Below are 21291 nucleotides of genomic sequence, written 5' to 3' on the forward strand. Positions count from 1 at the left end.
GAACCCAACGCTTTGCCGCCTGCTCCAACTTTTGACAATCGAATTCCTGACGTTGCGGAGATAACCAGTGATCACAGTCCTTGCCGTGCACTTTTCGGTGGCTGTGCTGGCGCCGTTGTTCTTCAGGAGGTGGGGCCGCAACGCATTCTACGCTCTGGCAACCGTCCCCGCCGCCTCCTTCGTCTGGCTGCTGTTCCAGCACGGCCCCGTCTACTCGGAGCAGGGCGCGGTGGCCGAGGTCATTCCCTGGATTCCCGGCCTCCACCTCGAGTTCGCCTTCCGCATGGACCCGCTGGCCTGGGTGATGTCGCTGCTGGTGCTGGGCGTTGGCGCCCTGGTGCTGCTGTACTGCGCCCGGTACTTCAAACGGAAGGACCAGGACCTCGGCGCGTTCGGCGCGCAGCTCCTGGCCTTCGCCGGTGCCATGTTCGGGCTGGTGGTGGCCGATGACCTGCTGCTGCTGTTCATTTTCTGGGAACTCACCACCATCCTGTCCTACCTGCTCATCGGCTTTGCCCGGACCAGGCTGGCGGCCCGGCGCTCGGCGCTGCAGGCCCTGATGGTCACCACCGCCGGTGGCCTGGCCATGCTGGTGGGACTCATCATGCTGGGCCAGACGGCCGGAACCTACCGCATCTCAGCCATCCTCGAACAGGCCCAGGTACTCGCGGAAGGCCCGTCCGGCGCCATGGTGAGCGCCGCCGTCGTGCTCATCCTGGTGGGCGCCATCACCAAGTCCGCGCTGGTTCCCTTCCACTTCTGGCTGCCCGGCGCCATGGCCGCACCCACCCCGGTCAGCGCGTACCTGCACGCCGCCGCCATGGTGAAGGCCGGCATCTACCTGGTGGCACGGCTGGCGCCCGGATTCGCGGAGACGGCCTACTGGCAGCCCGTGGTGCTGGGCCTGGGCCTGGCCACCATGCTGGTGGGCGGCTACCGGGCGCTGCGCCAGACCGACATCAAACTCATCCTCGCCTACGGCACCGTGAGCCAGCTTGGCTTCCTCACCATGGTGGTGGGCCTCGGCACGCCGGACGCCGCGCTTGCCGGCCTGGCAATGCTGCTGGCCCACGGCCTCTTCAAGGCGACCCTCTTCCTGGTGGTTGGCATCATCGACCACCAGTCCGGAACCCGCGATGTCCGGAAGCTTTCGGGCGTCTTCAGGTCCTCCCGTGCCCTGGGGATCGTGGCCGGCATCGGCGCCGCATCCATGGCCGGCGTCCCTTTCCTTGCCGGGTTCGTGGCCAAGGAATCCGTGCTGGAAGCGTTCGTCCACCACGCCGGGGACCCGGACGCCGGACCGTGGGGCATGGTGGTCCTGGCGGGACTGGTCCTGGGTTCGGTGCTCACCTTCGCGTACAGCGCGCGCTTCATGTGGGGCGCCTTCGCCGTCAAACCCGGCGTGGAGCCCACCAAGTTCAAAGCTGTCCGTCCTTCCTTCATCGCAGCCCCGGCCATCCTGAGCATCCTCACCATCGCCTACGGCCTGTGGCCGGCGCCGGTTGACGCCTGGATCCAGCCCTACGCCGCGCTGTTCGCATCCACCGCGCCCGACGCCGGAACACCGGCCGAGCAGGCAGGGCACCTCGCGCTGTGGCACGGGCTGACCCCGGCACTTGGCCTGACGACGCTCACCTTTATCCTCGGCGCTGCCATGTACTTCGGCCGCAACGCCGTGGCCCGGGCCCAGGCGCTGGTGCCGGACTGGGTGGATGCCGACCGCGCCTACCAGCTGACCATCGGTGCGCTGGACGACATCGCCGTGTGGATCACCGGCCGGACCCAGCGCGGTTCGCTCTACTTCTACCTCGCCGTCATCCTCACCGTGGCGTTTGTCCTGCCGCTGACCGCGATCCTCTTCGCCGGCAAGCCGCTTCCGGACAACATCTACCTGGTGGATCCGGGCTCCCCGCTGCAGATCGTCGCTGGGATCGGCATCGTGATCGGCGCGCTCGCAGCCGTCAAGGCGAACAAGCGCTTCCTTGCCGTGCTGATGGTTTCGGTTACCGGCTACGGCATCGCCTTGGTGTTCGCCCTCCAGGGCGCCCCGGATCTTGCCCTGACGCAGATGCTGGTGGAAACCATCATCCTGGTGGCCTTCGTCCTCGGCATGCGCCGCCTCCCGCCCGAGCTGCGGGACCGTACGGGCGGCAAATACCGGGTGGTGCGTGTGATCATCGGTGCAGCCTTCGGGGCCACCATGGTGTTCGCGGCCATCTACGCCATGGGCGCCCGCGTGGCCCAGCCCATCTCCCTGCAGTTCCCGCAGTTGGCCTACGAAGGCGGCGGCGGGCTGAACATCGTCAACGTCACGCTGGTGGATATCCGGGCCTGGGACACGTTCGGCGAAATCACCGTGCTGGCACTGGCCGCCACGGGTGTTGCGAGCCTGATCTTCGTCCGCGGCCGCGGTGACCGCCTGCGTGCCTCCGCTTCGGTGGCGGAAGGAACCGTGGGCCGGTTCCACGGCGTGGACCCGGGTACGCGGGACGGCGCCGCACTGGCCATCAGCAGGAAGTTCGCCACAGCCACCCGGGACGCCTGGCTGGTGGCCGGGCGGACGCTGGCACCGGAACGCCGCTCCATCATTTTCGAAGTGGTCACCCGGCTGGTCTTCCACTCACTGGTGATCTTCTCGCTGTACCTTCTGTTCGCCGGCCACAACCTGCCGGGCGGCGGCTTCGCCGGCGGCCTGACGGCCGGCCTGGCCCTGACCATCCGCTACCTGGCAGGAGGGCGGTTCGAACTCAGCGAGGCGACCCCCGTCAGCGCCGGTGGCCTGCTGGGCATCGGCCTGGCCACGGCCGCAGGCTCCGGTGTTGCCCCGCTGTTCCTGGGCGGCCAGGTGTTCCAGAGCGCCATCATCCAGTTTTGGCTGCCCGTGTTCGGGGACATCAAGTTCGTCACGTCCACCATTTTCGACATCGGCGTGTACATCGTGGTGGTGGGACTGGTGCTGGACGTGCTGCGCAGCCTCGGCGCTGAAGTGGACGTACACATCGAGGAGCGGGGCTCCGAACCCGCAGAGTACGAGGAACCCGAAGACATGCCAGCCGAAACCATCTCAGGAGGCAAGGCATGAGCATCAACCTCGCCCTGCTCCTGGTCATGGGTGCCCTGTATGCCTGCGGCATCTACCTGATCCTGGAGCGCAGCCTTACCCGCGTCCTGCTGGGCCTCATGCTCCTGGCAAACGCCACCAACCTGCTGATCCTGGCCACCGGAGGATACTCCGGCCTGGCCCCGCTGTTCTCCAAGGACACCGCTGCGGGGGACTACAACGATCCGCTGCCGCAGGCGCTGATCCTGACGTCCATCGTGATCTCGTTCGCGGTTACCGCCTTCATGCTCGGCATCATCTACCGGACCTGGGTGCTGGCACGCGAGGACGAAATCCAGGATGACGTGGAAGACCTCCGCGTCGCCGAAACCCCCAGCTTCGACGCCGAGGACGACGCCGAGATCCCCGCCGAAACGTCCGAATTCCCGCTTACCATGCTGGGCGGCGACGGGCAGGACATCTCAGACCACGGACCCGGCTCCGGTGACGGCGATTCAGGCACCCGCGAGGCCGGCGCCCGGGCGCACGGCGGCACCGACACCGTGGTGGCGGGCGACCGCGAGATGCCCACCGAGCACGCGGCCGAGGAAGAAAAACCCGGTTCACCCAACGTCAAGCCCAGCCCGGAAGGAGGCGGACAGTGAACATCGCCAGTCTGGCCCCGCTCGCCGTCGTACTTCCCATCCTGGGCGCCGCCCTGACCTTCCTGCTGATCCGGCACTCCCGGGCCCAGCGGGCCGTCAGCATCGGGCTGCTGTCCCTGACCCTGCTGCTCGAATGCTTCCTGATGGCGGCGGTATGGGACGGCGGCACCGTGGCCGTCAGCATCGGCGGATGGATTCCGCCCTGGGGCATCGTGCTGGTGGTGGACCAGTTCTCGTCACTGATGCTGGTGGTTTCCTCCGCGGTGAGCCTCGCGGTCCTCGTCTACGCCACGGGGCAGGGCATGGCCGACGGCGACAAGGACGCACCGGTGTCCATCTTCCACCCCACCTACCTGATCCTGGTGGCCGGGGTGTCCAACGCCTTCCTTTCCGGCGATCTTTTCAACCTGTATGTGGGCTTCGAGATCCTGCTGACGGCAAGCTACGTCCTGATGACGCTGGGCGGTACCGGGCCCCGCATCCGCGCCGGCGTCACCTACGTGGTGGTGTCCGTGGTGTCCTCGGTGCTGTTCCTGATTTCCATCGCCATGGTCTACGGGGCCACCGGAACCGTGAACATGGCGGACCTGGCCATCAAGCTTGGCGAACTGGACCAGGGCACCAAGACCCTCCTGCACGTCATGCTGCTGGTGGCGTTCGGCATCAAGGCCGCCGTCTTCCCGCTGTCCTTCTGGCTGCCTGACTCCTACCCCACGGCCCCCGCCCCGGTCACCGCAGTGTTCGCCGGCCTGCTCACCAAGGTGGGCGTTTACGCCATGGTGCGCACCGAGACCCTGCTGTTCCCCGGAGACACCCTGAACACACCGCTGATGATCGCGGCGCTACTCACCATGGTGGTGGGCATCCTGGGCGCCCTGGCGCAGAGCGACATCAAACGTCTGCTCTCGTTCACCCTGGTCAGCCATATCGGCTACATGGTGTTCGGGCTGGCCATGTCATCGGTTGTGGGCCTGGCAGCCGCCATCTTCTACGTGGCCCACCACATCACCATCCAGACCAGCCTGTTCCTGGTCACCGGCCTGATCGAACGCCGCGGAGGCAGTTCTTCCGTTGACCGGCTGGGCGGGCTGGCCAAGATCTCGCCGCTGCTGGCGCTCCTGTTCTTCATCCCCGGCATGAACCTGGCGGGCATCCCGCCCTTCTCGGGCTTCCTTGGCAAGGTGGGACTCCTGCAGGCCGGCGTGGAACTGGGAACCCCGCTGGCCTACGCCCTGGTGATCGGCGGCGTGGTCACCAGCCTCCTCACACTGCTGGCGGTGGCCAGGGTCTGGAACCGTGCCTTCTGGCGGCGTCCTGCCGACGCCGAACACCCGGATCCCGTGCTGCTGGCGGCACCGGGGCAGCCGGTGGAGGAGGAAGTCCTGGACGACGAACCCGTGGCCGACGGTGCCGGCAGGACCGGCCTGGCCACTCCGGTCCTCAGCCGGGCCGGAAGCGGCGGCAGCAGCACGCTGGTCCGTTCCACCCTGATGCCCCGCACCATGGTGGGGCCAACCGCCGGCCTGGTGGTCCTGGGCATGGCGCTGACCGTCTTCGCGGGACCCCTGTTCGGGCTGTCCGACCGGGCCGCTGCAGACATGCTGGACCGCGGCCCCTACATCCATGCCGTCCTCGGTGAGGACGTCACGGTTCCGGGCGCTGGAGCACCCGCGGGAGGAGGAAAATGAGCCGCCGCCGTATTTCCCTGCGCCAGGAGCTTCCGCTCCTGGTCTGGCTGGTCATCGTCTGGGGCGCCCTCTGGCAGGATTTCAGCCCCGGCAACCTGCTCTTCGGCGCGCTGCTGGCCATCGCCGTCGCCCGGCTGTTCTACCTGCCGCCCGTGGAGCTCAGCGGCCGCTTCAACGTCCGGCATGCCATCCCCTTCGCGCTGATGTTCCTGGGCCGGGTGGTGGTGGCCAGTTTCCAGATCCTCTACCTCGCCGCCGTCCGCGGGCCCAAAGTGCACAACGCGGTGGTTGCCGTGACGCTGCGGAGCCACCAGGACCTCATCGTTACCGCCACCGGCCACGTGATCTCGCTGATCCCGGGCTCGCTGGTGGTGGAAGTGGACCGGTCAACCTCCACCCTGTACCTGCACGCCATCAACATCAGCACCGTCGAGGACGTGGAAAACCTGCGCAACGAAGTGCGCTCCATCGAAGCCGGGCTCATCCGGATCATGGGCACCAATGAAGAACTCGCTATCGTACAGGCGGAGGCGGCAGCATGATGCAGGTGGTCCTGGCCGTTACGGCCGTCATCCTTTCGCTCGCCGCCGGCGGGGCAATTATCCGGATCGCCCGCGGCCCGTCGCTGCTGGACCGGGTGCTGGCTTCTGACGTCCTGCTGGCCATCCTGGGGGCGGCGCTGTGCATCGATATGGCCGTCAACCGGCACCTGAACAACCTGATGCTGGTGGTGGCCATCTCCGTGATCGGTTTCATCGGGTCAGTGACCGTTGCACGCTTCGTCTCCGACCGGCGGGAGCACCCCAGTGAGCCCTGACATTATGACCCCCGACCTGACCAGCCTGGACGGCTGGATTGACGTGCTGTCCGCCGTGTTCATGGTGGTGGGAGCCATCATGTCCCTGGGTGCCGCGGTTGGCCTGCTGCGCTTCCCGGACCTGCTGAGCCGTATGCATGCCGCCACCAAGCCGCAGGTGTTGGGACTGTTCCTGCTGCTGGCCTCCATCGGGTTGCAGATGCGCACGTGGTGGGTGTGGCCGGTCCTGGTGGTTGCCTGGATCTTCCAGCTGCTGACGGTTCCCGTCTCCGCGCACATGGTGGGCCGTGCCGGGTACCGGACCAAGCACCTGCACCGGGAACTGCTGACCTCGGACGAGCTTGATGCGGTAGTGCAGAAAGCCGCCGCCCAGGCCGCCCGTGAGGGCGGCGAGGACGACGGCCCAACCCGCTGACGCCGGCCGGCGTGCGGGGACAGCGTGGGTGTTTAGACGATGTCCTGCGTCTTGGCGAAACGGGTGATGGCCCGCTGCGTTCCGCGGTTGGCCAGGACCTGGATGATGGTGCTGACGAACGCGGAGATCAGTGCGAACGTCAGTGCCGAGCGAAGGCTGGTGGGGACGTCCTCGCCCTTGCCGGTGGGCGGCTTGTTGCCGGTGGTCTTTTCCCAGATGGTGTTGACCAGCTTGGTGCCGGCAAATCCTGCACCCAGGCTTACGCCGGTGCCGAGCAGCTTGATGAGAAGGTTCATTCCTGGTACTCCTTGCGGGCGGTAAAACGGTCTGCACCCCACCCTACTGGCTAAGTTCCTACGGCGCGGGGATGAGCCCTTCCCATGCCACCGTCCAGCCCGGCGGGAAGCCGGGAGCGTGCCGCGCCGGGCCGCCATCCCATCCCGCGGCCATGAGCGCCACCGCAGCCAGCACCCCGCCGTTGCCGGGCAGGTAGAGCGGGAGCGAATCCGTCTGCCGGTTGTGCCCGCTGGGCAGGACCAGGTTCTTCGCTGCGTCCATCAACAGCGCGTCCACGGCGGCCTCCGGGTCTTCCAGCCGGGCGGCCGTCATGGCCATCACGGGGTAATCCCAGCCCCAGGTGCTGTTCCAGTCCCAGCCGGCCAGTACGTCATCCAGCGTGGCCCGCATTATCTCCGGGTCCACAAGGTCCGTGCGCGGCAGGACGCCCAGGGCGCACAGCATTGAGGGGTGGTCCGTGCGGATGGTGAAGGGCTCGACGTCGATCGCCGCGTACACGCCGTCCACCACCCTGGGCGGGACCATGCCGTCCGCCACGGCCGCCCAAGTGCGCTCGGCAGGCAGGCCCAGCCGTTCCCTCCACACATTGGCCACCCGGAGGGCCCACTGCCAGTAGGCGAGTTCGAATGTGGGGTTGGTGACTGTGCCGCGCACCGACTCGTAGCTTTCCTGCGCCGGCACCAGTGGCGGGCCCAGTTCGAAACCCCGGTCCGTGGGATGCGCGAAGGCGGCCATGAATTCAGCCGTTTCGAAAACCACCGTGCTGAATTCCCCAAGGAGTTCCCGCGATGGTTCGGCCCGGTAGGCCAGTTCCGCCAGGTGGATGGGGTGCGGCTGCTGCCAAACCAGGAAGGTGCCGATGGGACTGGGGCTTTCCCGCCCGTCCGGACCCACCTGCTTGGGCCAGCGGACGCCGTCGAACCCTTGGGCCTTGGCCGTCTGCCGGGCCGGTTCCAGGACGGACGCGTACCAGCGGAGGGCGGGCAGCAGGAGCTCCGTCCTGTTCCACGTGGCGAAGTGGGCGGCATGCCACCAGTGCATCTCGAGGTGGAAGCGGCCGCGCCACGAATTGCAGACCAGCCCCGTTTCCTGCGGCGGCAGTGACCCGGAGCAGTTGATGGCCGTGAGGTACTGGGAGAGCACCGCCCGGCGTTCGATCTCACCGGCGCGCGGATCGGCTGTTCCGGAGAGGTCGACGGCGCCGCCTGACTTCCAGAATTCCGGCCACGCCATGCGGGACGCGGTAATGGCGGCACTGCCGGGTGCCGCTGCCACCTCTGGGGCCGGTGCCGGCTCCGGTGCCGGCACTGAATACCTGCCGATGCCCCCGTTGCCGCGGGGCAGGCAATCACCCTGTCCGGTGCTGATGAAGTGGACGCTGAAGTCGAGGCTGTCCTGCCCATCGGCGGCGTGGATGAGCACTTCGTGCGGGCCGGCCTGCTCGAGCTCCAGTCCCGCGCCGCTGATGGCCGCCTGGTATCCGGAGCCGTCCAGGCAACGCGAAATCAGCCAGCACCGGTTGGGGCCGCCGGCGTGCCGTTCTTCGAGGGTGGTGGTGTGTGCTGCGGGGCTGTCCCAGTCGGCCGCGTTGTGCCAGGCCTCGGAGCCGTAGGGGAAAGCCAGGGATACGGCGAGGCCGTCCGCGAGGGCAGGGGAGAGGATGCGGAAGCCCAGCTCGTCCCTGTCCGGGCGGCACGCGGTGGTGACATTGACCGGGGTGCCGTGCAGGGTGAAGATGCTGGTGGCCGTGCCGGTCCAGAGGTCCAGCACCTGATGGGCGTCGGTGATGTCGTCCCGGGTGAGGGCAGGGGCGTCCCTGCCCGGGAGCGCAAAACCAATCCGGCCCAGGTCCAGCCGGTGGGGGTTGGCGCGGAGCCAGGTTTCCGCCTGCGATGACTGCGTCTCGCGGCCATCCACGATGGCGCCCACCATGTCCACATAGGGGACCGGGCCGCGCGGCGAATCGTAGAGGACTGTGGAACCGGCGAGGGTGTACTCCTGTTCCGGCGGGACGGCGTGCCAGCCCCACTGGGCCTGCGTGCCCAGCAGGGTACCGGGCGGCAGGTCGTCGCGGGCGGCCACCGGATACTCTCCGGGAAGGGACTGCATGCCGGTCAGGTCCATGGTGAAGCAGAACTCTCCATTGCCCACGGAGGCGGGGCTCCGCGGGTCGAGGCCGTCCTGTTCCACGTTGTGGCGCCGTACCAGCGCTTCGCGGTTGATCACGGTCTGCTGGGTGTGCACGTCGCACTCCTTGGCTCATGCCTGCGTCCGGGGTCGGAGTCAGGCAGCTCAGAAAACGCTTTCCCAAACCATCCTTGTGAGAACGCCGGGCAGTGTCAACCAGCCAAGCCGAGGGTCCGCCGGCTTGGCCTTGGCGGAGCGGGGGTCGGGGTCAGTCACATCCGGCGGGTTGACGGTCACGGCCCGCAATCAAGCTCCTCCCAGGTGTAAACTTGAGCACGCCCGGAAGGGCGCCAAGAAGTTCGAACGCAATACATCCACAGCATCATCAACAACGTATTTACGACAGGGGAGCGCCGCCATCGGCCCCGGCACCAGCCGGGAAACGCAGGTGGGCGCTGAGAGTGCGGACAGCCGCAGACCCTCGAACCTGATCCGGTTAGTACCGGCGCAAGGGAGTCGAGTTCTCGAAGTGCGCGGAGAATGGCGGCAGCAGCCGGCATCCGCGTCCACTTTCCCCTCCTGTTTCCAGGAGGATCACATGACTACTTCAGCAATCAAAAAGCCCGCCAGCAGGTCCTGGCGCGTCGTGGACATCGTGGTGGCGGCCCTGATCGCCATCGCCGGCGGTGTCATCTTCTGGGCCTGGTCCCAGGGCGCGACGGCCCTGTCTGGTCCGATCAAGATCGTTTACCCACCACTCTCCGGCCTGCTGGCCGGCGGCTGGATGATTCCGGCCGTCCTGGGCATGCTCATTATCCGTAAACCGGGCGCTGCCGTGTTCTGCGAAACCGTCGCCGCAACCGGGGAACTCTTTATGGGATCGCCTTACGGCACATCCGTCCTGTTCTCCGGGTTTGTCCAGGGCCTGGGCGCCGAGATCATCTTCGCCATTTTCGTCTACCGGAAATTCAACCTTCCGGCATCGCTGCTGGCTGGTGCCGCGGCGGGCTTCTTCTGCGGCCTGAATGACGCCTTCGCACCCTGGGGCTGGAACGTCGCCGACTCCGGCGAATACAAATTGGTGTACATCGTCTGCACCGTTGTTTCCGGAGCCATCATCGCCGGGGCCCTCTCCTGGATTGCCACCCGCGGCCTTGCCCGGACCGGGGTGCTGAGTTCCTTCGCTTCCCGGAAGGCCGCTACGGAGCCTGTCTTCTCCTGATGGCGGCACCCTCCCACGCCGCCGCACCCCACACGGTGCGGCCGGCGGCAGTTACTGCCCGTGGCTGGGGCTGGCGGCACGCGGGCCGCACCAGGCCCGCTGTCCATGCCCTCAACCTCGACATCAGCCCCGGCGAGCGGGTGCTCCTGCTGGGCCCCTCGGGTGCCGGCAAGTCGACGCTTCTGCACGCCCTCGCCGGAGTCTTGGGAGACGTGAACGACGACGGCGAGGCCAGTGAGTCCGACGAATCCGGTTCGCTGCTGGTTGACGGCGGTCCGCCCCGCGGCCAGCGTGGCCGGGCGGGACTCATGCAGCAGGATCCCGAGACCCAGGTGGTCCTCTCCCGGGTAGGCGACGACGTCGCCTTCGGCGCCGAAAACCTCGCCGTGCCCCGCGACGCCATCTGGCCGCGCGTGCACGAGGCGCTGGCCGACGTCGGGCTTTCGCACCTCCCGCTGGACCATCCGACGTCGGCTCTGTCCGGCGGGCAGAAACAGCGGCTGGCCCTGGCAGGCATCCTCGCGATGCGGCCCGGGCTCATCCTGCTCGACGAACCCACTGCCAACCTGGACCCCGCCGGCGTGCTCGACGTCCGGGACGCCGTGGCCCGCTGCCTGGACAAGACCGGCGCCACGCTGGTGGTGGTGGAGCACCGGGTGTCCGTGTGGAAGGACCTGGTGGACAGGATCGTGGTGCTGCAGCCCGGCAGCGGCGCCAATCCCGCGGTGCTCCTCGACGGCCCGCCGGACCGGGTGCTGGCCGAAGCACGGACCATGCTGGCGGCCGCCGGCGTCTGGGTTCCCGGGTACGTCCCGGCCACCCGCGGGCGCGCCGCTGCAGAGTCGCCAGGGGCCGGGGGCCTCCTGCTGGCCGCCGAGAACCTGGCTGTCTCGCGCCAGCGCCCGCGCCGCAAAGGCTTCCGCAAAGTTCCGCCGGCGCCGGTGCAGGAGGGCATCGTTGCCCAGGTCCGCGCCGGGCAGGCACTCGCTGTCACCGGCCCCAACGGCGCAGGGAAATCAACCTTCGCGCTGACCCTTGCCGGACTCCTCGAACCGGTCAGCGGGACGGTGTCCGCGACGATGGACCTCAGCCGCGGTGCCGGAATCACGCCGTACCAGTGGAAAGCGGAGCAGCTGATCGAGCGGATCGGCACCGTCTTCCAAGAACCCGAGCACCAGTTCGTCACCGGAAAGGTTTTGGACGAACTGCTCTTCGGGCCCCGGCACCTGGGGCACGGTGAGGACAGGGTTGACGAGCTGCTGGAACGGCTGCGGCTCACCCACCTGGTGGACGCCAACCCCTATACCCTGTCCGGCGGCGAGAAGCGCCGGCTTTCCGTGGCCACGGTCCTGGCGGCAAGCCCGCAGGTCCTGGTCCTGGACGAGCCCACGTTCGGCCAGGATGCCAATACCTGGGCCGAGCTGGCATCGTTCCTCTCCGAACTCCTGGACGCCGGAACGGCAGTGGTGTCGGTGACCCATGACGCCGAGTTCACCGCGGCGCTGGGTGGCACGGAACTCAAACTTGCTGGGGCGGAAGCGGTGGCGCCATGAGGCAGGAACTGAACCTTCGCGGAAACGCTGCGCTCCTGGCCCGGGCCAACCCCCTGAGCAAGCTGGCCGCCGTCGTGCTCATCACCGTGGTCCTGGCACTGTCCATCGACTGGGTGTCCGCGTCGGTGGCGCTGTTCTTCGAACTGCTGCTGTTTCCGCTTGCCGGGCTCACGCTGGCGCTGCTGTGGCAACGCGGCTGGCCCTTGATCCTCGCTGCCGCCGTGGGTGGCTGGAGTACCTCCATCCTGGCGCCGGACAGCGGCAGGACGCTGATCGACGCCGGCATCTGGACCATGAGCGAAGGTTCGCTGGAGACCGGCGTGGGCTTCCTCCTGCGCGGCCTGGCCATCGCGTTGCCCGCAATACTCCTGGTGAGCTGCACGGACCCCACAGACCTCGCTGATGCGTTGGCGCAGAAGGCCCGGCTGCCGCATCGCTTTGTCCTTGGCACGCTGGCGGCGATGCGCCTCGTGGGGCTGATGGCCGAGGAATGGCAGACCATCGGAATGGCGCGGCGGGCCCGGGGCGTTGGCTCCCGCGGCAGCGTGCTGCAGCGGGTGAAGGCCACGCTGGGGCAAAGCTTCGGGCTGCTGGTCCAGGCGATCCGGCGGGCGTCACGGCTGGCGGTGACCATGGAAGCGCGCGGTTTCGGCGGCGGGCCACGAACCTGGGCCCGCGAATCCACTTACACGCTGCTGGATGGGTGGGTCCTGATGGGCGGCCTGGTGATGGCCGGCCTGGCCGTTACTGCTGCGGTGTCAGCCGGGACCTGGACTATGGTGTGGGCCGGGAACTGACCCGCTAGGTGCAGGCGTGGTTGTAGTCCAGCCCGGCGTGGATGAACTGCGTCAGCACCACTTTCCCGCCGCCCGTCAGGGGGGACTTCGAACAGGCGGTGACCGCTGAGGCTGCGTTTCGGGATCCCGCCAGCCAGCTTGGCAACGGGTAGAGGTTGCTGGAACTGCTGACGTTCCCCACGATCCTGTGCCACTGCTGGCCGGTGGAGTAGATGCCCACGCCCGCTGCGTCGATGCTGTGGAAGAAATCCGTCATGCCTTCCAGGACGGTGCGGTTGGCGTCCTTGCTGCTGGACCAGGTGTTTTCGGATTCCACATCCAGCCACCAGACGTAATCCGCGGGGTCGATTACACCGCGGACGTAGGCGGCGTCAAAGGCCTTGGCATAGCCGTACATGTAGGCGCAGGCCGTGCCGTAGTCCCCGGCTTTGCAGGAGCCGTACGGGTTGTGCACCTTCGAGCCCGTGGGGTATTCGTCGCTGACCGGCCACCAGGAACCGGCCCGCCCGGGGTTAGCGGTATTGATGTAGAGCTGCGCCTTGGGCTGTGAGGCTACCGCGCCGGATGACGATGTGGCCCATTCGAGCTGTTCCTGCAGGCACGGGTTGGTGTTGTTGGCCAAACCGTTATTGACGCCAATGATGGCGAACGCCTGGTCCCGCGGCAATTCTGCGTCGCACTGCGGCCAGGAAACATCGTTGCCGAGGAGGGTCTGGCCGCTGCTGCCCCCTTGCGGCGCTGCGGGGGAATCCGTCGGATCAGCCCACGCGGGCCCGGCGCAGGTGAAAAGTACTGCTGCCACCAGCAGCGATGCCAGCCTGAACACTGGCAAGTGGGCTTGAGTCCGGGGCATGTGGGGGCTCCGTTTACTGCTTGAAGAAACTTATATTCCAGTCTCCCGCGGGATCACGGAGAGGACAAGGCGCAACGCCGCACACTCCCCCTATCGCATAGAAAAGATAAAGATGGTGCTTGATAGAGCCGTAACCTGCGCAATTGGTCATAAATAACTCATAGATGATATATTCGCTGCATGACCCAGGAAACCGCTGAACACGTCGCCGTCATGCTCCGGAACGCCCGGAGCGAGAAGGGCTGGACCCAGGGCCAGTTGGCCGCCGAGCTGGGAACCAGCCAGAGCGCCGTGGCCCGGATGGAGCAGGGTAAACAGAACCTGAGCCTGAAGATGATCCAGCGCCTTGAGACCATTTTCGACCGGAGCATCGTCAATGTGGGCAAGCCGCAGATGACGCACCTTCGCGTGGAGGGCGGCCGGACCCTGTCGGGTTCTGTTGACGTCAACAGCAGCAAGAATGCCGGCGTTGCCCTGCTGTGCGCCAGCCTCATCAACCGCGGCACCACCGTCCTGCGGCGCCTGGCCCGGATCGAAGAGGTCAACCGCATCGTGGAGGTGCTGACCAGCATCGGCGTTGAATGCACCTGGCTCAATGCCACGGACCTCCGCCTGCGCCGGCCCGCTGTCCTGGACCTCGACTCGATGGACGTGGAGGCTGCCCGCCGCACCCGCAGCGTCATCATGCTGCTGGGCCCGCTGCTGGATGAATCCGCGGAGTACAGGCTTCCCTACGCGGGCGGCTGCGACCTCGGCACCCGCACCGTTGAGCCGCACATGCAGGCCCTGCGCCAGTTCGGCCTGTCCGTGGAAGCCACAGCCGGTTTCTACGCGGTCCAGGCCCCGGCGGCGGACTCACATGACCGCTCCTTCGTCCTCACCGAGCGCGGCGATACCGTCACGGAAAACGCCATCATGGCGGCCGCCCACCGTGAGGGCACCACGGTCATCCGGAACGCCAGCCCCAATTACATGGTGCAGGACCTCTGCTTCTACCTGCAGATGCTGGGCGTCACCATCGAAGGCGTGGGCACCACCACCCTGAGGATCACCGGCAAACCCGTCATCAACGCCGACATCGAGTACTTCCCGTCCGAGGACCCCATCGAGGCCATGAGCCTGATCACCGCGGGCATCGTGACGAACTCCGAGGTCACCGTCCGCCGGGTGCCCATCGAGTTCATGGAGATCGAGCTGGCCACGCTGGGGCAGATGGGCCAGCAGCTGGAAATCTCCGGCGAATACGTGGCACGGAACGGCCGGACCCGGCTGGTGGACGTGACCACCAAGCCCTCCGAGCTGAAGGCCCCGGAGGACAAGATCCACCCCATGCCGTTCCCCGGCCTCAACATCGACAACCTGCCGTTCTTCGCCGTGATCGCCGCCAACGCCACCGGCCAGACGATGATCCACGACTGGGTGTACGAGAACCGCGCCATCTACCTGACGGAGCTGAACCGGCTCGGCGCGCAGGTCCAGCTCCTCGATCCCCACCGGATCTACATCAACGGCCCCACCAAGTGGCGCGCCGCCGAAGTGGGCTGCCCTCCCGCGCTGCGTCCTGCCGCGTGCCTGCTGCTGGCCATGCTCGCGGCACGCGGAGTTTCCGAGCTGCGCAACATCTACGTGATTGAGCGCGGGTACGAGGACCTGGCCGAGCGGCTGAACACCATCGGCGCCAGGATTGAGTACTTCCAGGGCTGAGATTCACTCTTCGTCATGAAGGGGCGGGGCACTTCAAATGTCCCGTCCCTGCCGCAGAATGTGACTATGCGTACCTTCGGCGTTGAGGAAGAGCTCCTGATTGTTGATCCGGAGTCCGGCGAACCGCTCGCCCTTGCTGACGCGCTCCTGTCCGGGCGGCACGTGGCAGCAGATGATCTGCCGCAGGTTCCGCAGGCGCAGGCGGCCACGGACAAAGCGGACGACGGCGAGATGGGCCTGAGTGCCGAGCTGAAGCTTGAACAGATCGAGACGCAGACGCGCCCGTGCCGGGACTACGGCACCTTGCTGGACCAGATCCGTGCCGGGCGGTCCCTGGCCGATCAGGCCGCGCAAAAGAACCAGGCGCGGGTAGCGGCGCTGGCCACATCACCGCTGGGTCTGAACAGCCACACCACCCCGGATCCACGGTACGCGAGGATGCTGGAACGCTTTGGCCTTACTGCGCAGGAGCAGCTGACCTGCGGCTTCCACGTCCACACCTACATCGAGTCGCCGGACGAGGGCGTGGCAGTGCTGGACCGGATCAGGGACAAGCTGGCCGTCCTGACTGCCCTGAGCGCCAACTCGCCCTTCTGGAATGGGCAACCGACGGGCTTTGAGAGTTTCCGGACCCAAGCCTGGAACCGGTGGCCAACGTCCGGGCCCGCGGCGGTCTACGGGACTTACCCCGCTTACCGCAGGGTGGTAACGCGGCTCCTGGACAGCGGCGTGATGCTGGACGAAGGCATGCTCTACTTTGACGCGCGGCTCTCGCGGAACCACCCCACCGTGGAGGTCCGGGTGGCGGACGTCTGCCTGCGCGCCGACGACGCCGCCCTGATCGCCTGCCTGGTGCGGGCGCTGGTGGAGTCGGCCAGCAGGGAGTGGCGCGACGGTGTTGAACCCGCACCGGTCCCCACGGTCCTGCTGCGGATGGCATCGTGGCAGGCCAGCAACTCCGGGCTCACGGGTGAACTGCTGGACTTTGGCAACTTCCGTCCGGCCCCCGCCGCGGACGTGGTCAGGTCCCTGGTGGACTACCTCGCCCCGGTGCTGGACGAGCAGGGCGAGCTGGCACTGGCCCGGCAGGGCGTGGAGGACATCATTGCCCGCGGCACGGGCTCGGCCGAGCAGCGCCAGGTGCGGGAAAAAGCACTGGCAGGCCAGCCTGAAGATTTCGGCTTCGGCGCAGTGGTGAAGCACGCCGTCAGGGTGACCATGCGCGATGCCCTCGACCCTTCGGAAGTGGACACCGTACCCGAACTGCTGCGGGTACGGCAGTCCTGAAGAACCCTAGATCTGCTTCAGGGCCTGTTCCAGGTCGCGGATAAGGTCCTCGGCGTCCTCCAGCCCCACGGACAGGCGCACCACGCCGTCGCTCAGGCCAATCGCAGCCCGCCCCTCCGGCCCCATCGCGCGGTGCGTGGTGGTGGCAGGGTGGGTGATCAGCGACTTGGAATCGCCCAGGTTGTTGGAAATGTCGATGACCCGCAGCGCGTCCAGCAGCGCGAACGCGGCCTCCTTGCCGGTGCGGCCGCCCGACGGCGCCAGTTCCAGAGTGAGTACCGTGCCGCCGGCCTTCATCTGCCTGGCCGCAAGTTCATACTGCGGGTGGGACTTCAGGAGCGGGTACTTCACCCAGCTGACGGCGGGCTGCTGCTCCAGCCATTCGGCGATCCGCAAGGCGGTGGCCGAGGAGTGGCTGACGCGCAGTCCCATGGTTTCCAGGCCCTTGGTGAGCACCCAGGCGTTGAAGGCGGACAGGGCGGGCCCCGTGTGGCGCATCAGCTGCTTGACGGGGCCGTCAATGAATTCCTTGGATCCCAGGATGGCGCCGCCCAGCACGCGGCCCTGGCCATCGATGTGCTTAGTGCCGGAGTAGACCACCACGTCCGCGCCGAGCTGGCCGCAGCGCTGCAGCAGGGGAGTGGCGAAGACGTTGTCCACCACAACTGTGGCACCGGCCGCGTGCGCAAGCTCGCTGACCGCCGCAATGTCCACGATCTCCTGCATGGGATTGGACGGGGACTCGAAGAAGACAGCGGTGGTGGGTTCGGACAGGGCGGACCGCCACTGCTCCAGGTCGGGGCCGTCGACGAAGACGGTCTCCACGCCCCACCGCGGCAGGATTTCGTTGAGGATCACGAAGCAGGACCCGAACAGCGAGCGGGCGGCCACCACGCGGTCCCCGGCAGCCAGCAGCGCGCCGAGGGCCGTGAAGACGGCGGACATGCCGGACGCCGTCGCAAAGCATGCCTCGGTTCCCTCGAGCAGGCGGAGGCGTTCCTGGAACGTGGCCACCGAGGGGTTGCCGTAGCGGGAGTAGACGAAGCGTTCGTCCTCGCCGGTGAAGGCGCGCTCGGCAGCGGCAGCGGATTCGTACACGAAACCGGAGTTCAGGAATATCGCTTCCGATGTTTCCTGGAAGTTGGTGCGGTCCAGCCCGCCGCGGACGGCCTGGGTGTCAGGGCTCCAGCCGGCGGCGTCTTCGTTGAAGGTCACTTAGTTCTTTCCGAGGTTGGTGGGCAGGCCGCGGTTCTTCCAGCCGTTGACGGTGCGTTCGCCGTAACGGTCCGGTTCGCCTTCGAAGCCTTCCAGGACGTTGTAGGAGGTGAAGCCCGCCTGGGTGGCCGCCGTGGCCGCCGCGATGGAGCGCTGGCCGGAGCGGCACAGGAACAGCAGTTCGGTACTGCGGTTCTCCGGGCCCTGCTGCTCAAGGTCAGTGATGAATTCCGGGTTGGGAATGCCGCCCGGGAACGTCCACTGGATGAACAGGGGATCGTTGTCCGTGGCCTTGGTGTCCGGGATGCCAATGTGCGCCCACTCGCCCTCAGTGCGGACATCCACCAGGATGGCGCCCTGTTCCAGCTTGGCCCAGGCCTCCTCGGGTGTCAGGTCTCCTGCGTAGCTCATGCGTGGCCCTCGCCGTCGAATTCGGGTTCCTCAGTGGCGGATTCCAGGCTGTCCACAGCGGTGGCGACGGCGGCATCCGCGGAAGCAATGGCTGCCGGGAGCACCACGGCCTGGGCCACGATGACGTTGCTGCCGTTGAAGGTCGCGGCCGGGCTGCCATGCAGCACGTACCCTTCCGCCAGGGCGGCCGAGATCCGCTCGCAAAAGGCGCGGTCGTCCGGGCCACTGATCAGGCGGTAGGACAGTTTCTCTTCAGGGGCAGGTGCGTCAGACATGACGGATCTCCTTCTCTCACGCTTGCAGCTCGAATCGGTCGATATGCCGAGTATTCACCTGAGGCACCCCGCCGTGGAAGGAGGGTTGCCGACCGGCCAGTCAGGGCTTGGCACCGGTACTCATTACTCCCCAAAAACGTAACACCTGCCGCCGGGAGCCGCACCGCCGCCGTCGTCATCTTCCGTAACTGAACCGGAAACACGGGGTCACAGGGGTGCCGGGCTGTTTCCGGACAGCGGCCGACGACGGTATTGCTGCAGGTGGGCGGGTTTTACGCTGCTTCCTGCGGGCTTTCCCGGCGGGCTCCGCCCGATAAAGTACTGGTGGGGCCGCTGCCCCATCAGGTCTTCGGCACCGGGGGGTTCCATGAGTACGCGTCCATCCGCGCGACGACGCACCGAACCTTCGGGCTGTCAGTCCCGCACGGCTCCGCCGAAAGTCTGGCCAATCCTCGCGGCGATTCTCCTGGCGGCCTGTGCCGTGGTGCTGCCCGCTGGCCCGGCGCGCGCTGCGGACCTCAGCCCGGACGAGGGAAAACCCCTGCTCGGGGCAGTGCTCGAATGGGGTGAGGATTCCGCCGCCGGTTTCGCCGAGCGGCTTGGAGCATCTCCAGCCGTCTACGGGCACGATGTCGCCCTGCCGTACCGCGCATCGGAGCAGGGCAACCTTCGGGGCTTCCTGGAGCAGGCGTCACTGCAGGGTTCGCATGCGATGCTCACCGTCAAGCCCAGTGTGCCAATTGACCAGATTGATGACGCTGCGGCGGCTTCCTTTGCGGCGGACGTGCAGCGGCTGACGTCGGGCTTTGCCGGGCAGGTGCTCATTCGTTTTGCCCCGGACATGAATACCAGCTGGGTGGAGTGGGGCCAGCAGCCCGGCGCCTACCGGAACGCCTTCCGTGCTGTGTCGGCTGCGTTCAAAAAGTCCGACGGCGGCCCGCTGATGGTGTGGGAGCCGTACCTTGGCAAGGACTATCCCTTCGCCCGCAGCCGGAATGCGCCCGCTCCGGACAGTGCGGGCTTCGCGTTGCTCGACACCAACGGTGACGGAACCTGGGACGGGGCCGACAGCGCCTACGAACCCTTCTACCCCGGTGATGACGCCGTGGACTGGGTGGGACTGACCGCCTTCCACGACGATACGGCCGGCGGTGCGCCGGTGAATACGGCACCCCGGGCGGGCGAGCTCCAGGAGATGCTCACAGCTTCCGGCGGGGAAAACTTCTATCGCGACTATTCCGCCGGGCGTGGCAAACCCTTCATGCTGCAGACCGCTGCGTTCTACAGCCCTTCCTCCGGCGGCGCCTCCGAGGTGGACGTCAAGGCCGGCTGGTTCGACCAGGTGGTGGGGGCCGCCACGTCCTCCGAATTCCAGAAAACCGCACTGGTGGTGTGGGACGAACGGACCAGCACCCGGGACACCGGTGTAGCGAGCATCAGCTGGCTGCTGACCGGCAACTCTGCGGTGGCCGACGCTGCCCGCGCGAGGCTGGCATCCTCACCCATGGTGACCGGCCCCGTCACGGAGGTGGGCACCGGCGGCAGTTATGTCCGGGCCAATACCCTGACGGGTGCCGCGGCCTGGTCCGTGGGGGTGGCGCTGCTGGTCCTGCTCGTGGCGCTGTGGCAGGTTCCGCGCAGAGTCAACGCCGCCACCGCCTGGGGCTACGGCGACCCCTCCAAACGGGATTCCCGGGTGGACCTGCTCCGTGGCATGGCCATCGTCTTCGTGGTGGTCAACCACCTGGGCATGACATCGCTGTTCCAGCTGCTGACCCAGGAAGCAGTGGGCTTCGTCAGCGGCGCCGAACTGTTTGTGCTGTTCTCCGGCCTGGTGGTGGGCATGGTCTACGGCCCCCGGGTGCGCGAGGACTTTGGCACCGTGCTGGACCTGACGTCCCGCCGGGCCGGCAAGCTGTACCTCACGGCGCTGGTGGTCCTGGTCGGTGTCTTCCTGGTTTCGCTGCTTCCCATCTTCCGGACCGAGGCGCTCACCACGTTCGTGGACCAGGGGACCGGCGGGGCAGGCCACCAGGGTGCCGGCCGTACGTACGACCTGTATGCGGGAATGGAATCCCTCTTCCAGTTCCCCGTGCCGCCGCAGATTCTTCCTGCCGTCCTCCTGCTGCAGTTTGGCCCGTGGCAGTTCAACGTGATGGGCCTGTACGTGGTGCTGCTGCTGGTCAGCCCGCTGGTCCTTGCCGCGCTCAGCCGCGGAAAGGCCGTCTGGGTGCTGGCCGGAACATTGGCGCTCTACGCCGTCGGTTCGATCACGCGCTTCCGGCTGCTGCCATCTCAGTTCGAGGATTCGTTCCCGCTGCTCGTTTGGCAGGTCCTGTTCGTCATCGGGCTTGTGGCCGGCTACCACCGAAGGACCATCGTGGCGTGGCTGTCTGCGCGAACGTGGTTGGTAGTGGCCTGCACCGCCGTCGCACTGCTCTTCGCGTTCCTGTCCTGGGGCAACCCCTACCTGGCCAACGGCTTCGACGTCCGCCTGGCCCTGATTCCGGACACGACGTACCGGGCCATGTACGACGCCCTCTTTGCCCGTACCTACCTGGCTCCGGGCCGGCTGCTCAACGTGCTGATCCTGGTGGTGGCCGCCTACGCGCTCCTGACCGCGTACTGGAAACCCATCGAGCGGGTGCTGGGCTGGTTCCTTATCCCACTGGGGCGCGCCACCCTCTACGTGTTCATCATGCACGTGGTGCTGATCGCCGTGGTGGCCAACATCCCCGCCCTTCAGCAGGAGAACGTGCTGCTCAACACCGCAGCCTACGCCGTGGTGCTGGCCCTCCTGTGGGCGATGGTTCGGACCAAGTTCCTCTTCAAAATCATTCCCACCTAGGTGTACTCAGTCAGTAGGTTGTTTGCACCTGCTGGTGGGTGGTTTGCCTCCGAGGCTGCTGTGGGGCCGGTGGTTGT

At 67.1% G+C, this 21291-nt stretch carries 18 protein-coding genes and 2 riboswitches; of the genes, 12 read left to right on the plus strand and 6 right to left on the minus strand.

Annotated elements, in window-relative coordinates; translation table 11 throughout:
* Positions 1–67: 67 nt before the first annotated feature.
* From UC32_RS17600 to mnhG, 6 genes are read left to right on the plus strand one after another with little or no spacing between them, the layout of a single operon-like run.
* Positions 68–3082, plus strand: coding sequence for a Na+/H+ antiporter subunit A (locus tag UC32_RS17600; RefSeq protein WP_045732480.1), 3015 nt, complete (start codon positions 68–70; stop codon positions 3080–3082).
* Entirely contained in the window at positions 3079–3705 is a 627-nt protein-coding gene (locus tag UC32_RS17605; protein ID WP_045732481.1) for a Na(+)/H(+) antiporter subunit C, read from the plus strand. Before UC32_RS17600 ends, UC32_RS17605 begins: the two co-directional genes overlap by 4 nt.
* Complete coding sequence (locus UC32_RS17610) at positions 3702–5393, plus strand: Na+/H+ antiporter subunit D (protein WP_045732482.1); 1692 nt, start codon at positions 3702–3704, stop codon at positions 5391–5393. The genes UC32_RS17605 and UC32_RS17610 overlap by 4 nt, the downstream gene beginning before the upstream one ends.
* On the plus strand, positions 5390–5935 hold the full coding sequence (locus UC32_RS17615) for a Na+/H+ antiporter subunit E (RefSeq protein ID WP_045732483.1): 546 nt from the start codon (positions 5390–5392) through the stop codon (positions 5933–5935). The genes UC32_RS17610 and UC32_RS17615 overlap by 4 nt, the downstream gene beginning before the upstream one ends.
* Positions 5932–6210: a monovalent cation/H+ antiporter complex subunit F gene (locus UC32_RS17620; protein ID WP_045732484.1), complete on the plus strand. Its 279-nt coding sequence runs from the start codon at positions 5932–5934 to the stop codon at positions 6208–6210. The genes UC32_RS17615 and UC32_RS17620 overlap by 4 nt, the downstream gene beginning before the upstream one ends.
* A 4-nt stretch (positions 6211–6214) precedes the next feature.
* Entirely contained in the window at positions 6215–6625 is a 411-nt protein-coding gene (mnhG, locus tag UC32_RS17625; protein ID WP_045732485.1) for a monovalent cation/H(+) antiporter subunit G, read from the plus strand.
* 32 nt (positions 6626–6657) lie between these two features.
* Here the strand turns inward: mnhG and UC32_RS17630 are convergent, their stop codons facing one another.
* Both UC32_RS17630 and UC32_RS17635 read right to left on the minus strand, forming a co-directional pair.
* Positions 6658–6921, minus strand: coding sequence for a DUF4235 domain-containing protein (locus tag UC32_RS17630; RefSeq protein WP_015938803.1), 264 nt, complete (start codon positions 6919–6921; stop codon positions 6658–6660).
* Between the two features lie 58 nt (positions 6922–6979).
* Positions 6980–9166 (minus strand): hypothetical protein, encoded by a 2187-nt coding sequence (locus tag UC32_RS17635; protein WP_045732486.1) that lies wholly within the window; start codon positions 9164–9166, stop codon positions 6980–6982.
* 277 nt (positions 9167–9443) lie between these two features.
* Positions 9444–9581, plus strand: a riboswitch (TPP riboswitch).
* A gap of 66 nt (positions 9582–9647) precedes the next feature.
* Between UC32_RS17635 and UC32_RS17640 the strand changes: the two genes are divergently transcribed.
* Genes UC32_RS17640 through UC32_RS17650 form a run of 3 tightly spaced genes read left to right on the plus strand, consistent with a single transcriptional unit; the run spans position 9648 to position 12621 of the window.
* Positions 9648–10271: an ECF transporter S component gene (locus UC32_RS17640; RefSeq protein ID WP_045732487.1), complete on the plus strand. Its 624-nt coding sequence runs from the start codon at positions 9648–9650 to the stop codon at positions 10269–10271.
* Entirely contained in the window at positions 10271–11824 is a 1554-nt protein-coding gene (locus UC32_RS17645) for an ABC transporter ATP-binding protein (protein ID WP_045732488.1), read from the plus strand. The genes UC32_RS17640 and UC32_RS17645 overlap by 1 nt, the downstream gene beginning before the upstream one ends.
* Positions 11821–12621, plus strand: coding sequence for an energy-coupling factor transporter transmembrane component T family protein (locus UC32_RS17650; RefSeq protein ID WP_045732489.1), 801 nt, complete (start codon positions 11821–11823; stop codon positions 12619–12621). Before UC32_RS17645 ends, UC32_RS17650 begins: the two co-directional genes overlap by 4 nt.
* A gap of 4 nt (positions 12622–12625) precedes the next feature.
* On the opposite strand, the gene UC32_RS17655 is transcribed toward UC32_RS17650, so the two are convergent.
* Positions 12626–13474: a glycoside hydrolase family 25 domain-containing protein gene (locus tag UC32_RS17655; RefSeq protein WP_045732490.1), complete on the minus strand. Its 849-nt coding sequence runs from the start codon at positions 13472–13474 to the stop codon at positions 12626–12628.
* Positions 13475–13654: 180 nt separating this feature from the next.
* On the opposite strand from UC32_RS17655, the gene UC32_RS17660 reads away from it, so the two are divergent.
* Together UC32_RS17660 and UC32_RS17665 are read left to right on the plus strand one after the other, a co-directional pair.
* Positions 13655–15178 carry a UDP-N-acetylglucosamine 1-carboxyvinyltransferase gene (locus UC32_RS17660; protein WP_045732491.1) on the plus strand — a complete coding sequence of 508 codons (1524 nt, stop codon included), beginning with the start codon at positions 13655–13657 and terminating at the stop codon, positions 15176–15178.
* Between the two features lie 66 nt (positions 15179–15244).
* A complete protein-coding gene (locus UC32_RS17665) occupies positions 15245–16465 on the plus strand; it encodes a glutamate--cysteine ligase 2 (RefSeq protein WP_045732492.1) in 1221 nt (406 codons plus the stop codon).
* A 6-nt stretch (positions 16466–16471) separates the two neighbouring features.
* On the opposite strand, the gene UC32_RS17670 is transcribed toward UC32_RS17665, so the two are convergent.
* From UC32_RS17670 to UC32_RS17680, 3 genes are read right to left on the minus strand one after another with little or no spacing between them, the layout of a single operon-like run.
* Positions 16472–17680 (minus strand): O-succinylhomoserine sulfhydrylase, encoded by a 1209-nt coding sequence (locus UC32_RS17670; protein WP_045732493.1) that lies wholly within the window; start codon positions 17678–17680, stop codon positions 16472–16474.
* Positions 17681–18091: a rhodanese-like domain-containing protein gene (locus UC32_RS17675; RefSeq protein WP_045732494.1), complete on the minus strand. Its 411-nt coding sequence runs from the start codon at positions 18089–18091 to the stop codon at positions 17681–17683.
* Complete coding sequence (locus UC32_RS17680; protein ID WP_045732495.1) at positions 18088–18366, minus strand: DUF1737 domain-containing protein; 279 nt, start codon at positions 18364–18366, stop codon at positions 18088–18090. The genes UC32_RS17675 and UC32_RS17680 overlap by 4 nt, the downstream gene beginning before the upstream one ends.
* A gap of 13 nt (positions 18367–18379) precedes the next feature.
* Positions 18380–18494: riboswitch (SAM riboswitch) on the minus strand.
* Positions 18495–18733: 239 nt separating this feature from the next.
* Between UC32_RS17680 and opgC the strand changes: the two genes are divergently transcribed.
* Positions 18734–21214: an OpgC domain-containing protein gene (gene opgC, locus UC32_RS17685; RefSeq protein ID WP_082072206.1), complete on the plus strand. Its 2481-nt coding sequence runs from the start codon at positions 18734–18736 to the stop codon at positions 21212–21214.
* Positions 21215–21291: the final 77 nt, after the last annotated feature.

Origin of the sequence: Pseudarthrobacter chlorophenolicus, from assembly GCF_000962805.1 — a bacterium.
Classification (GTDB): Bacteria; Actinomycetota; Actinomycetes; order Actinomycetales; family Micrococcaceae; genus Arthrobacter; species Arthrobacter chlorophenolicus_A.

Coding starts and splice junctions, on each gene's coding strand:
- UC32_RS17630 (WP_015938803.1), bottom strand. CDS start 6,921: ATGAACCTTCTCATCAAGCTGCTCGGCACCGGCGTAAGCCTGGGTGCA.
- UC32_RS17640 (WP_045732487.1), top strand. CDS start 9,648: ATGACTACTTCAGCAATCAAAAAGCCCGCCAGCAGGTCCTGGCGCGTC.
- UC32_RS17655 (WP_045732490.1), bottom strand. CDS start 13,474: ATGCCCCGGACTCAAGCCCACTTGCCAGTGTTCAGGCTGGCATCGCTG.
- UC32_RS17665 (WP_045732492.1), top strand. CDS start 15,245: ATGCGTACCTTCGGCGTTGAGGAAGAGCTCCTGATTGTTGATCCGGAG.
- UC32_RS17645 (WP_045732488.1), top strand. CDS start 10,271: ATGGCGGCACCCTCCCACGCCGCCGCACCCCACACGGTGCGGCCGGCG.
- UC32_RS17605 (WP_045732481.1), top strand. CDS start 3,079: ATGAGCATCAACCTCGCCCTGCTCCTGGTCATGGGTGCCCTGTATGCC.
- UC32_RS17615 (WP_045732483.1), top strand. CDS start 5,390: ATGAGCCGCCGCCGTATTTCCCTGCGCCAGGAGCTTCCGCTCCTGGTC.
- opgC (WP_082072206.1), top strand. CDS start 18,734: ATGAGTACGCGTCCATCCGCGCGACGACGCACCGAACCTTCGGGCTGT.
- UC32_RS17620 (WP_045732484.1), top strand. CDS start 5,932: ATGATGCAGGTGGTCCTGGCCGTTACGGCCGTCATCCTTTCGCTCGCC.
- UC32_RS17650 (WP_045732489.1), top strand. CDS start 11,821: ATGAGGCAGGAACTGAACCTTCGCGGAAACGCTGCGCTCCTGGCCCGG.
- UC32_RS17680 (WP_045732495.1), bottom strand. CDS start 18,366: ATGTCTGACGCACCTGCCCCTGAAGAGAAACTGTCCTACCGCCTGATC.
- UC32_RS17660 (WP_045732491.1), top strand. CDS start 13,655: ATGACCCAGGAAACCGCTGAACACGTCGCCGTCATGCTCCGGAACGCC.
- mnhG (WP_045732485.1), top strand. CDS start 6,215: ATGACCCCCGACCTGACCAGCCTGGACGGCTGGATTGACGTGCTGTCC.
- UC32_RS17675 (WP_045732494.1), bottom strand. CDS start 18,091: ATGAGCTACGCAGGAGACCTGACACCCGAGGAGGCCTGGGCCAAGCTG.